We start from the raw sequence: 12,241 nt of genomic DNA on the forward strand, positions 1-12,241 counted from the left end.
CTGGGCCTCCGGCCCACCGGAGGCGACCGCCCGTGCGGCCCGCCCGCGACGCTCCGCGGGCCCGCGCCACGCCGTCGACACCGGACATGACCTGCGCCCGCCCCCGATCCGGCCTAGCGTGAGTCCTCGTCGGCACCTCCCGGACCTCCCCGGGCGGGACTTCGCGCGGGAGGGCACCCAGATGGCAGGCAGGTCCGGAGACGAACGCCTCGCGAGGAAGCCCTACGAGCGGGAGCTGCTGCGCCTGCAGGCCGAGCTGGTGAAGCTCCAGGAGTGGGTGCGCGCCGAGGGTGCCCGGCTGGTGGTCGTCTTCGAGGGCCGCGACGCCGCCGGCAAGGGCGGCGCGATCAAGCGGGTCACCGAGTACCTGAACCCCCGCATCGCCCGGGTCGCCGCCCTCCCCACCCCGACCGAGCGCCAGCGCACCCAGTGGTACTTCCAGCGGTACGTCGAGCACCTGCCGGCCGCCGGCGAGATCGTGCTGTTCGACCGCAGCTGGTACAACCGGGCCGGCGTGGAGAAGGTGATGGGCTTCTGCACCGAGGAGGAGTACTGGCAGTTCCTGAACCAGTGCCCGACCTTCGAGCGGATGCTGATCGAGTCGGGCATCCTGCTGCGCAAGTACTGGTTCTCGGTCAGCGACACCGAGCAGGAGCGCCGGTTCCGGGGCCGTCTGGAGGACCCGATGCGGCGCTGGAAGCTCTCCCCGATGGACACCGAGTCGATCACCCGGTGGGAGGAGTACTCCCGGGCCAAGGACGCGATGTTCGTCCACACCGACACCCCCGAGTCGCCCTGGCACGTGGTGGAGAGCGACGACAAGCGCCGGGCCCGGATCAACATGATCGCCCACCTGCTGTCGGTCGTCCCGTACCGCGACGTGGTCCGGCCCGAGATCGGGCTGCCGGCCCGCCCGCCGTCCGAGGGCTACCGCCGCCCGCCGCGCGACCTGCAGAAGTACGTCCCCGACCACGCGGCCACCCTGGAGGGCTGACCCCGGGGCCCGGCCCCTGCCGTCCCCGCCCGGTCGCCGGCGCCGGGCTGTCGGCGCCCTCGCATAGGCTGCCGGTGTGGACGAACCGGACCTCTTCACCGCAGCCGCCGAGGAACGCCAGGCCAAGGAGCCCGGGCGGGCCCCGCTCGCCGTGCGGATGCGCCCGCGCACCCTGGACGAGGTCGCCGGCCAGCGCCAGCTGCTCAAGGACGGCTCACCGCTGCGCCGCCTGGTCAGCGGCTCGCGCGGCCCGGCCGCGACCAGCTCGGTGATCCTCTGGGGGCCGCCCGGGACGGGCAAGACCACCCTGGCGCACGTGATCAGCCAGGCCGTGGAGGGCCGCTTCGTCGAGCTGTCCGCGATCACCGCCGGCGTCAAGGAGGTCCGGGCCGTCATCGAGGGGGCCCGCCGGGCCGTCGGCATGAGCGGCAAGGAGACGGTGCTCTTCCTGGACGAGATCCACCGCTTCTCCAAGGCGCAGCAGGACTCGCTGCTGCCGGCCGTCGAGAACCGCTGGGTCACTCTGATCGCCGCCACCACCGAGAACCCGTACTTCTCGGTGATCTCCCCGCTGCTCTCCCGCTCGCTGCTGCTCACCCTGGAGTCGCTCACCGACGACGACGTCCGGGCCCTGCTGCACCGGGCGGTGGCCGACGAGCGCGGGCTCGGCGGGGCGCTGGAGCTCACCGCGGAGGCCGAGGACCACCTCGTCCGGCTGGCCGGCGGGGACGCCCGGCGGGCGCTCACCACGCTGGAGGCCGCGGCCGGGGCGGCACTGGAGAAGTCCGAGCCGGCCATCACCCTGGCGACCACCGAGACGGCCGTCAACAAGGCGGCGGTGCGCTACGACAAGGACGGCGACCAGCACTACGACGTCGCCAGCGCGCTGATCAAGTCGATCCGCGGCAGCGACGTGGACGCCACCCTGCACTACCTGGCCAGGATGATCGAGGCGGGGGAGGACCCGCGGTTCATCGCCCGCCGGCTGATGATCTCCGCCAGCGAGGACATCGGCCTGGCCGACCCGACCGCCCTGCAGACGGCCGTGGCGGCCGCCCAGGCGGTGGCGCTGATCGGCTTCCCGGAGGCGCGGATCATCCTCTCCCAGGCGGCCATCGCACTGGCCCTGGCGGCCAAGTCGAACGCCGCCTACCTGGCCATCGACGCGGCCCTCGCGGACGTCCGGCAGGGTCTGGCCGGCGCCGTGCCGCCGCACCTGCGGGACGCGCACTACGGCGGCGCGGGGAAGCTCGGCCACGGCCAGGGGTACCAGTACCCGCACGACCTGCCCGGCGGCATCGCCGCCCAGCAGTACGCGCCGGACTCGGTGCACGGCAAGGTCTACTACCGGCCGACCCGGCACGGCGGCGAGGCCCGCTACGCCGACGTGGTGGAGTGGACCAGGGGCCGGCTGGCCGGCGCACCGGCCGGTCCGGCCCGTGAGAAGGGCCCCCGGGAGCCGGTGCGGAAGGGCCCGGCCGTCGCGCCCGCGCCCGCGCCTGCACCGGCAGCGGCGGCGGGGGACGCCGACGGCGGCGCCGAGCAGGGGAGCGGCGCCGAGGGCGGTACGGCGGGAAAGGGCACCGGGGAAAAGGGCGAGTGATCGCCGGGTATACTCGGTCGGAGTGCCATGTCCCGGGACGGCAGCAGGGGTGACCCTGATTGACCGGCCGCACCAGCGGGGCATCGGCCCGAGGCTCCTCACGGGGCCTCCAGGAGCGTCGCGCACCGTTTCGGTGTCGCGGGCAGCCCACCACGTACGCGTCGGTGGGCCACTCGTGTGCAAGCACTTCCGTGCCCGGCTCCGGAGAGCGGCTGATCACCCCTCGGGGTGGTTTTTCTCCGGGTCGCGAGGAGCGACCTCCGTCAACACCTGGTGAAGCCGTATTGGAAGAGCAAGGAAGGTTTGGTTCATGGCGAACCAGAAGCGTCCCAAGGTCAAGATTGCCCGTGCGCTGGGTATCCCGCTGACCCCGAAGTCCGTCAAGTACTTCGAGGCCCGCCCGTACCCGCCCGGCCAGCACGGCCGCGGCCGCAAGCAGAACTCGGACTACAAGGTCCGTCTGCTCGAGAAGCAGCGTCTGCGCGCGCAGTACGACCTGAGCGAGACCCAGATGGCCCGCGCGTTCGACCGCGCGAAGAAGGCCGAGGGCAAGACCGGTGAGGCGCTCGTCGCCGACCTGGAGGTGCGCCTCGACTCCCTGGTGCTGCGTTCGGGCATCGCCCGCACCATCTACCAGGCTCGCCAGATGGTCGTTCACGGCCACATCGAGGTCAACGGCCGCAAGGTCAACAAGCCCTCGTTCCAGCTGAAGCCGGGCTACGTCGTGACCGTTCGCGACCGTAGCAAGGAGAAGGTCCCGTTCCAGGTCGCCCGTGAGGGTGGCTACGCGGGTGAGGGCCAGACCCCGAAGTACCTCGAGGTCAACCTCAAGGCCCTGGCCTTCCGCCTGGACCGCGCCCCGCAGCGTCGTGAGATCCCCGTGATCTGCGACGAGCAGCTGGTCGTCGAGTACTACTCGCGCTGACCCGCGAGCGTCGGCGTCCCCGCGTCGCCGGCAGCAGGACCCGGACGAGCCCCCACCGCCCTTCGAGGCGGTGGGGGCTCGTTCTCTTGTCCGGCGTCGGCGCCGGTGTTCTGCTGTGCGGCGCCGGCCTTCTCCGTCGGGCCGTCGGGCGGCCCGGTGCCGTCAGACCGTCCCGGTGCCCATCGCGGCCGCCAGCCGCAGGTGGACCCGGGCCTCGTCGGGGCGGCCCTGGCGCTGGAGGGTACGGCCGAGCATCAGCCGGGCGTAGTCCTCCGCCGGGTCCTGCTCCAGGATCCGGCGCAGCTCGTCGGCGGCCCGGGAGAGCTGCGCGGAGTGGTACAGGCTGCGGGCGAGCAGCAGCCGGACGGAGAGGTTGCCCGGCTCCTCGGCCAGCACGCCCTCCAGCAGGCGGGCGGCGTCGGTGTACGCCTTCGCGTCGAAGTGGAACCGCGCCAGGGCGTACTCCCTGGAGCTGTCGTGGCCGGTGGTCATGACCGGGGTCGTCGCGGATGTCATGGCGGGTGCTCCTCTCGCGGTTGCCGCCGGCCACAGCAATGATGAAGCTTCAACTATTCCGCGGCCCCCGACGCCCGCGTCCCGCCGCTCCGCCTCACGGGTTGCGCACCGGCGAGGGCGACGGCGAGCGCGGTGACGGCCGGGGCCCCGGCAGCCGTCCCGGCCCGCCGGGCCGCTCCTCGTCCCCGAGCGCCCGGCCGACCGCCGCGTCCAGGTCCAGGACGGCGCCCAGCTCGAAGGCCTCCAGGAACTCCTGCTCGGTCAGCCCGGCCCGGGCCCGCGCCTCGCACTCCTGGTGCGCGCCGTTGAAGATCCGCGAGCCGAAGAACGGCTTGCCCACGCCCTGCCAGATCCGGTGCGCCGCGCCCTGCAGCACCCGTGCCTCGACCAGGTCGCAGTCCTCGCCGGGCCCCGCCGGCTCGGTCTCCAGCAGCGCGAGCACCTCCACCCCCAGCACGATCCCCAGCAGGTCCCGGAAGAGGTAGTTGAGCCGGACGCACTCGCGCGCGTACGCCCGCGCCAGCCGGACGTCCCCGGCCAGCCACTGCGCGTACGCCATCGCGTAGAGCCCGTAGGCGTACGCCCACTGCTCACCGTGCTCCTCGCAGAGCTCGCGGACCCGGCCGAACCAGAGTTCGCCGGTCTCCCGGTCGCCCTGGAAGAGGTGGGCGACGCCCAGCTCGAACATCGCCATCAGCACGTTGCTGTTGAGCTCGCCGATGGTGTTGTAGTGCCAGAGCGCCTCCTCGAACAGCTCGGTGGCCCGGCCCGGCTCGTCGCCGATCAGCGCCGCGCAGCCCTGCCGGTGCAGGGCGTAGGCGAGGGCGCGGTCGTCCCCGGTGGCCAGTGCCTGGCGCCGGCACTCCTCCAGGGCGGGCGCCGCCCGGTGCAGGTCCCCCTGCAGGGTGGCCATGTAGCCGGTGACCCAGAGGGCCTTCGCCCGGGCCTCGGTCGGTTCGGGGGCGAGCGCGAGGGCGCGGTCCAGCCAGTGCCGGCCCTCGCCCAGGTGTCCGCAGCCGACCCAGTAGAACCAGAGGGTGCCGGCCATCAGCAGCGCGATCTGCTCCTCGCCCGGCTCGGCCAGGCAGAACTCCAGCGCCGCCCGGAGGTTGGGGTGCGCCAGCTCGGTGCGCTCGGCGGTCTCCGCCTGTCGCGGGCCGAACCACTCCACCTCGCCCCAGGTGGCCACCCCCAGGTACCAGTCGCGGTGGCGGCGCAGCAGCCGCTGCTCGTCGCCGGTGGCACGCAGCCACTGGCCGCCGTACTCGCGCAGGGTGTCGAGCATCCGGTACCGCACGGCTCCGGCGCCGCTGCTCCACCGGGCCGGCCGGCGCGGCCCGCCCGGCCGGCCGGCGGGCTCGGACACCCGCAGCAGCACGGACTTGTTGATCAGGTCGCCGATCAGGTCGAGCATCTCGTCGGCCTCGATGCCGTCACCGGCGCAGACGTACTCGGCGGCCTCCAGCTCGAAGCTCCCCGCGAAGACCGAGAGGCGGGCCCAGAGTAAACGTTCCTGCACCGTGCAGAGTTCATGACTCCAGCCGATGGTCGTCCGCAGGGTCTGATGGCGCGGCAGGGCGCCGCGAGAGCCGCCGGTGAGCAGCTTGAAGCGGTCGTCCAGCCGGGCGGCGATCTGCTCCACCGACAGCGCGCGCAACCGTCCCGCGGCCAGCTCCACCGCCAGCGGGATGCCGTCCAGGCGACGGCAGAGCTGGGTGATATCGGGCTCGTCGGCGGGGCCGAGGGTGAAGCCGGGCAGCACCGCCCGGGCCCGGTCGGCGAACAGCTGCACCGCGTCGGGGAGTCCGGCCGGGCCGGACGCCACCGGCAGCGGCGCGACCGCCAGCAGGTGCTCGCCGGTCGACTGCAGGGACTCCCGGCTGGTCGCCAGCACCCGCAGGCCCGGCAGCGCCCGCAGCAGCGCGTCCACCAGTTCGGCGCAGGCGGCCACCAGGTGTTCGCAGCCGTCCAGCACCAGCAGCAGCCGGCACCCGGCCAGCTGCTCGACCAGGACGTCCAGCGGCGGCCGGGCCGTCGAGTCGGTCAGCCCCAGCGCCTCCAGCACGGCGTGGCCCAGCAGGAGCGCGTCCTGCACCTCGGCCACCTCGACCAGTCGGACGCCGTCCGGGAAGCTCCGGGCCGCCCGCGCCGCCGCGCGGACGGCCAGCCGGCTCTTGCCGACCCCGCCCGGTCCTGTCACCGTCACCAGGCGGGCCCGGGCCAGCAGTCCGGCCAGCGCCGTCAGCTCCTCCCGTCGGCCGACGAAGCTGGTCACCTCGGCCGGGAGGCCGCCGGCCGCCGCCCCCCGCCGCCCTGCTGCTGACTCGCTGGACAACCCGCCGCTCCCCGTTCCGTGGTCCGCGCCGCACGGTCCGCGTCCTTGCGGCCCGCGCCCGGTGGCCCGCGCGCCCAACCGGCCGGGCGCCCGCGCGGGCCGGCGCGACCGGCCCACCGGCCCAACGAGGTGACCGGCGGGTAGGTTACGCGCGGACGGCGTCGGACACCCCTGTCGCCGGCGGCCGCCCCGGGCCCGGCCCGGTCCGCCGCCGGACGGCCCGGGGGCGACCGTGCCCGCAGGTGGGGCGCCGCGCGGCTGCCCGTAACCCGGTCCGGAAACCGGCCGCGGTCGCGATAGGGTTCCCCCTGAGGGGGAACCCGACAAGGCGAGGGAGCGCGCAAGGTGTCCGTGGGAGAGCTGGCCGGCCTGCTCGTCGCCGTGTTCTGGGCGGTGCTGGTCACCCTGCTCGCGGTCGTCCTGGTACGGCTCTCACGGGTGCTCAGGGAGGCCGCGGCGCTGGTGTCCGCCGTCACCGAGCAGGCCGTCCCGCTGCTGGTCGACGCGGGCAGCGCGGTGCGCAGCGCCAACGAGCAGCTGGCCCGGGTGGACGAGATCACCGCCAACGTGCAGGACGCCGCCGCCAACGCCAACGCCCTCTCCTCCACGGTCGCCGCCACCTTCGGCGGCCCGCTGGTCAAGGTCGCGGCCTTCAGCTACGGCGTCCGCAAGGCGGTCGCCAAACAGAACGGCACCGCGGGCCTGCCGCAGCAGCCGGGCGAGCGCGAGGCACTGGCCCGGCTGGTCCGGGCCGAGGTGCGCGCCGCGACGGCGCCGCGCGGCGGCCTGCTCGCCAGGGTCCGGCGCGCGGTGAGGGGCTGACGGCATGGTTCGGCGCATCTTCTGGATGGCGGTCGGCGCCGGCGCCACCGTCTGGGCCATGAACAAGGCCAACGAGGCCGTCCACCGGCTCACCCCTGACAGTCTTTCGGGCACCGCCGCCCGCGGCGCGCTGCACCTGGGCGACGCGGCGAAGCGCTTCGCCGGCGACGTCCGCGCCGGCATGGCCGAGCGCGAGGAGCAACTGCGCGCCGAGCTGGGCCTGGACGGCACCGCCGTGGTCGAGCCCCGGCGGCACCGGGCGCTGCGCGGCGAGCCCGAGTACCGAGCTATCTCGGCGGCGCCCGGCAGTCCGGCCGCCGCCCTGCCTCCGTCCAGCAGTGCCCGTCCCACCCCCAGAGCCATCGAACCGACGCCCCGCCGGCCGCTTTCGCCGCGGGGCAGTACCCCGAACCGGAAGGACCAATAATGGAGTCGGCAGAGATCCGCCGCCGCTGGCTGCGCTTCTTCGAGGAGCGCGGTCACACCGTCGTTCCGTCGGCGTCCCTGGTCGCCGACGACCCCACCCTGCTGCTGGTCAACGCCGGCATGGTGCCCTTCAAGCCGTACTTCCTCGGCGAGGTGAAGCCGCAGTACTCGCGTGCCACCAGCGTCCAGAAGTGCGTGCGCACGCTGGACATCGAAGAGGTCGGCAAGACCACCCGGCACGGCTCGTTCTTCCAGATGTGCGGCAACTTCTCCTTCGGCGACTACTTCAAGGAAGGGGCCATCAAGTTCGCGTGGGAGCTGCTCACCAGCTCCGTCGCGGACGGCGGCTACGGCCTGGAGAAGGAGAAGCTCTGGATCACCGTCTACAAGGACGACGACGAGGCCGAGCAGATCTGGCGTGACGTCATCGGCGTGCCGTCCGAGCGCATCCAGCGCCTCGGCATGAAGGACAACTTCTGGTCGATGGGCGTCCCCGGCCCGTGCGGCCCGTGCTCGGAGATCAACTACGACCGCGGCCCCGCGTACGGCGAGGAGGGCGGCCCGGCCGTCAACGGCGAGCGCTACCTGGAGATCTGGAACCTGGTCTTCATGCAGTACGAGCGCGGCCACGGCGACGGCAAGGACGGCTTCGAGATCCTCGGCGACCTGCCGAGCAAGAACATCGACACCGGTCTCGGCCTGGAGCGCCTCGCCGCGATCCTGCAGGACGTCGACAACCTCTTCGAGATCGACACCAGCCGGCTGATCCTGGACCGCGCCGCCGAGCTCACCGGCCACACCTACGGCGCCGACCACAAGTCGGACGTCTCGCTGCGCGTGGTCACCGACCACTTCCGCACCGCGGTCATGCTGGTCGGCGACGGCGTCACCCCCGGCAACGAGGGCCGCGGCTACGTGCTGCGCCGCATCCTGCGCCGCGCCATCCGCAACATGCGCCTGCTCGGCGCCACCGGGACGGTGGCCAAGGAGCTGACGGACATCACCATCAAGGCGATGGCCCCGCAGTACGCCGAACTGGAGAGCGACCGCAAGCGGATCGAGACGGTCGTGGTGGCCGAGGAGACCGCCTTCCTGCAGACCCTGCGCAGCGGCACGAACCTGCTGGACGCGGCGGTCACCGAGACCAAGCAGTCCGGCGGCGCCGTGCTCTCCGGCGACCAGGCGTTCAAGCTGCACGACACCTACGGCTTCCCGATCGACCTGACCCTGGAGATGGCCGAGGAGCAGGGGCTCCAGGTCGACGAGGCCGGCTTCCGCCGTCTGATGCAGGAGCAGCGGGACCGCGCCAAGGCGGACGCCAAGGCCAAGAAGATGGGCCACGCCGACGTCGCCGCGTACCGCGAGGTCGCCGACCAGGCCGGCGCGTCCGTCTTCACCGGCTACACCGCCACCGAGGGCGAGGCCACCGTGGTGGGCCTGCTGGTGGACGGCGTGCCGGCGCCGGCCGCGACCGAGGGCGACGAGGTCGAGATCATCCTCGACCGCACGCCGTTCTACGCCGAGGGCGGCGGCCAGCTCGCCGACCACGGCCGGATCCGGCTGGACTCCGGCGCGGTCGTCGAGATCCGCGACGTGCAGCAGCCGGTGCCGGGCGTGACCGTGCACTCCGGCGGGGTGCTGTTCGGCGAGGTCGTGCTCGGTGCCTCGGCGTACGCCAGCATCGACGTGGACCGCCGCCGGGCCGTCTCGCGCGCCCACTCGGCCACCCACCTGACCCACCAGGCGCTGCGCGACGCGCTCGGCCCGACGGCCGCCCAGGCCGGCTCCGAGAACGCGCCGGGCCGCTTCCGCTTCGACTTCGGCTCGCCCGCCGCCGTGCCCGGCAGCGTGCTGACCGACGTCGAGCAGAAGATCAACGAGGTGCTGGTCCGCGAACTGGACGTCACCGCCGAGGTCATGACGATGGACCAGGCCCGCAAGGCCGGCGCCATCGCGATGTTCGGCGAGAAGTACGGCGACGCCGTCCGGGTCGTCACCATCGGCGACTTCTCCAAGGAGCTGTGCGGCGGCACCCACGTCGGCAACACCGCCCAGCTGGGCCTGGTGAAGCTGCTCGGCGAGTCCTCGATCGGCTCCGGCGTGCGCCGGGTCGAGGCGCTGGTCGGCGTGGACGCCTACAAGTTCCTGGCCCGTGAGCACACGGTGGTCGCCCAGCTCACCGAGCTGGTCAAGGGCCGCCCGGAGGAGCTGCCGGAGAAGATCTCCGGCATGCTCGCCAAGCTCAAGGACGCCGAGAAGGAGATCGAGCGGTTCCGCGCCGAGAAGGTGCTGGCCGCCGCCTCCGGTCTGGCGGACGCCGCCGAGGACGTCCGGGGCGTCGCCCTGGTCGCCGCCCGGGTCAGCGACGGCGTGGGCGCGGACGAGTTGCGCAAGCTGGTGCTGGACGTCCGCAACCGGCTCGGCTCGCGCCCGGCCGTGGTCGCGGCCTTCACCGTGGCGAACGGCCGCCCGCTGACCGTGATCGCCACCAACGAGGACGCCCGCGCCTGCGGCGTGAAGGCCGGCGAGCTGGTCCGCACGGCGGCCAAGACCCTCGGCGGCGGCGGTGGCGGCAAGGACGACGTCGCCCAGGGCGGCGGCACCGACCCGTCCGCCGTGGACGAGGCGATCGCCGCGGTCCGCGCCCTGGTCGCGGAGCGCGCCTCCTGATGAACGACCGGGACAGGGACGTTTCGCACGAGGGCGAGCCGCAGTCGGACGGCCGCCCGGCCTGGCGCCGGGGTCGGCGGATCGCCGTCGACGTCGGTGACGCCCGGATCGGGGTCGCGTCCTGCGACCCCGACGGGATGATCGCGACGCCCGTGGAGACCGTCCCGGCCGGCGGGCGTTCGCAGGCCAGGATCCTCGCCATCGCGGAGGAGTACGACGCGATCGAGGTGATCGTCGGCCTGCCGCGCTCGCTCAGCGGCAAGGAGGGCCCGGCGGCCGCCAAGGTCCGGCTGTACGCCGGGCAGCTGGCGGTCAGGCTCGCGCCGGTGCCGGTGCGGCTGGTGGACGAGCGGATGTCCACCGTGACGGCGACGCACGGGCTGCGCGCCTCGGGCGTGAAGGCCAAGAAGGGCCGTTCGGTGGTCGACCAGGCCGCCGCCGTGGTGATCCTGCAGAGTGCCCTGGAGGCCGAACGGGTGAGCGGCAGACCTCCTGGTGAGAGCGTCGAACCGGTCATCTGATCGGCTTGGACTAACGTCCCTGACGAGGGGCCCGTGCGGACGCGTCCGCACGGGCCCCTCCTCCATTCCCAGCGCGTTCGGGCACCTCCAAGCTCGTCCGGGACAGCCGAGGGGGCACCGCCATGACCGATCAGGACTTCACCCCCGGGCTCACCCCCGGGCACCTCGGGGCGCCGCCGAACGAGCCGGAGGGCCGCCCGCCCGGCCAGGGCCCGCTGCACGAGCCGCCGGACCCCGAGCGGCTGCGCACCCGCCTCGCCTGCGCGCTGACCGCGCTGGCCCTGGTCGTGCTGATCGGCGGGGCCGGCCTGACCGGCTACTCGTGGTGGCAGGGCCAGCGCAAGCACCCGACCGCCGATTTCGCCGGCAGCGGGACCGGCGTGGTGGAGATCTCCGTCCCGCAGGGCGCGGGCCTGATCCAGATCGCCGGCACGCTGGTGCGCAAGGGCGTGGTGGCCAGCTCGCAGGCCTTCACCAAGGCGGCGGCGGGCAGCGGGTCGGCGGCCGGGCGGATCCAGGCGGGCACCTACACGCTGCGTCTGAGGATGTCGGCGGCCTCGGCGCTGGCCGTCCTGATCGACCCGGCGAACGCCAACGGCCTGACCATCCCGGAGGGCTGGCGCGGCAGCCAGGTCTACGCGGCGATCGACGAGAAGCTCAAACTGCCGAAGGGCACCACCGAGCGCGCCGCCCAGGACCAGGTCGCCGAGCTGGGCCTGCCCGAGATCACCAACGGCCGGCCGGAGGGCTATCTCTTCCCCGCGACCTACAGCGTCACCGGGGACACCAAGCCGATCGACCTGCTCAAGCAGATGGTCCAGCAGGCCGGCAAGGACTTCGCCAGCGAGGACGTCGAGACGGTCGCGGCCACCATGGGCCAGACCCCTTACGGAGTGCTGACGGTCGCCAGCCTCGTCCAGGGCGAGGCGGACAACTCGGAGGACATGGCCAAGGTGGCCCGGGTGATCTACAACCGGCTGGCCCAGAAGATGCCGCTGCAGCTGGACTCGACCATCAACTACGCGCTCGGGCGGAGCACCCTCGACACCACCGTCACCGACACCAAGCTCGACTCCCCCTACAACACCTACCTGCACCAGGGGTTGCCGCCGACGCCGATCTCCAACCCGGGACGGCAGGCGATCCGGGCCGCCGCGGAGCCTGCGGCGGGGGACTGGCTCTACTTCGTCACGGTCAAGCCCGGCGACACCCGGTTCACCGACAGCCTTGAGCAACACGGCCGCAACGTGGCCGAGTTCAACGCACTGCGGGCCGCCCAGGGGAGTCCGTCGCCGGGGGCGGACAAGCACTGAGGAGGTCCGCCGGGAGCCGATCGGTGTTCTGCGGTACGGTAACGTCTCCCTTCAGGCGTTGCGGTAGCACGCCGGTTCGAGTTACTTGCCGGGACGCCGTCCCGGACGACCGGTCG

10 protein-coding genes are annotated in these 12,241 nt (G+C 73.4%); 8 read left to right on the forward strand and 2 right to left on the reverse strand.

What is annotated here, in order from left to right; all coding sequences use genetic code 11:
- The first annotated feature begins 181 nt into the window (after positions 1-181).
- From ppk2 to rpsD, 3 genes are all read left to right on the forward strand, one after another.
- A complete protein-coding gene (ppk2, locus tag J2S46_RS33260; protein ID WP_191288193.1) occupies positions 182-994 on the forward strand; it encodes a polyphosphate kinase 2 in 813 nt (270 codons plus the stop codon).
- 76 nt (positions 995-1,070) lie between these two features.
- Positions 1,071-2,597, forward strand: a complete 1,527-nt coding sequence (locus J2S46_RS33265; RefSeq protein WP_229912090.1) for a replication-associated recombination protein A — start codon at positions 1,071-1,073, stop codon at positions 2,595-2,597.
- A gap of 310 nt (positions 2,598-2,907) precedes the next feature.
- Positions 2,908-3,522, forward strand: a complete 615-nt coding sequence (gene rpsD, locus J2S46_RS33270; RefSeq protein ID WP_190212468.1) for a 30S ribosomal protein S4 — start codon at positions 2,908-2,910, stop codon at positions 3,520-3,522.
- 162 nt (positions 3,523-3,684) lie between these two features.
- On the opposite strand, the gene J2S46_RS33275 is transcribed toward rpsD, so the two are convergent.
- A complete protein-coding gene (locus J2S46_RS33275) occupies positions 3,685-4,014 on the reverse strand; it encodes a tetratricopeptide repeat protein (RefSeq protein WP_191288332.1) in 330 nt (109 codons plus the stop codon).
- A gap of 118 nt (positions 4,015-4,132) precedes the next feature.
- Positions 4,133-6,373 (reverse strand): ATP-binding protein, encoded by a 2,241-nt coding sequence (locus J2S46_RS33280; protein ID WP_229912092.1) that lies wholly within the window; start codon positions 6,371-6,373, stop codon positions 4,133-4,135.
- 345 nt (positions 6,374-6,718) lie between these two features.
- On the opposite strand from J2S46_RS33280, the gene J2S46_RS33285 reads away from it, so the two are divergent.
- The 5 genes from J2S46_RS33285 (at position 6,719) to mltG (ending at position 12,125) form a co-directional block, all read left to right on the forward strand.
- Complete coding sequence (locus J2S46_RS33285; RefSeq protein ID WP_191288194.1) at positions 6,719-7,195, forward strand: DUF948 domain-containing protein; 477 nt, start codon at positions 6,719-6,721, stop codon at positions 7,193-7,195.
- A gap of 4 nt (positions 7,196-7,199) precedes the next feature.
- Positions 7,200-7,622 (forward strand): DUF6167 family protein, encoded by a 423-nt coding sequence (locus tag J2S46_RS33290; RefSeq protein WP_191288195.1) that lies wholly within the window; start codon positions 7,200-7,202, stop codon positions 7,620-7,622.
- Positions 7,622-10,291 carry an alanine--tRNA ligase gene (gene alaS, locus J2S46_RS33295; RefSeq protein WP_191288196.1) on the forward strand — a complete coding sequence of 890 codons (2,670 nt, stop codon included), beginning with the start codon at positions 7,622-7,624 and terminating at the stop codon, positions 10,289-10,291. The genes J2S46_RS33290 and alaS overlap by 1 nt, the downstream gene beginning before the upstream one ends.
- On the forward strand, positions 10,291-10,812 hold the full coding sequence (gene ruvX / locus J2S46_RS33300; RefSeq protein WP_191288197.1) for a Holliday junction resolvase RuvX: 522 nt from the start codon (positions 10,291-10,293) through the stop codon (positions 10,810-10,812). Before alaS ends, ruvX begins: the two co-directional genes overlap by 1 nt.
- A gap of 122 nt (positions 10,813-10,934) precedes the next feature.
- Positions 10,935-12,125, forward strand: a complete 1,191-nt coding sequence (mltG, locus tag J2S46_RS33305; RefSeq protein WP_191288198.1) for an endolytic transglycosylase MltG — start codon at positions 10,935-10,937, stop codon at positions 12,123-12,125.
- Positions 12,126-12,241: the final 116 nt, after the last annotated feature.

The sequence above is a fragment of the Kitasatospora herbaricolor genome (genome assembly GCF_030813695.1).
GTDB lineage: Bacteria > Actinomycetota > Actinomycetes > Streptomycetales > Streptomycetaceae > Kitasatospora > Kitasatospora herbaricolor.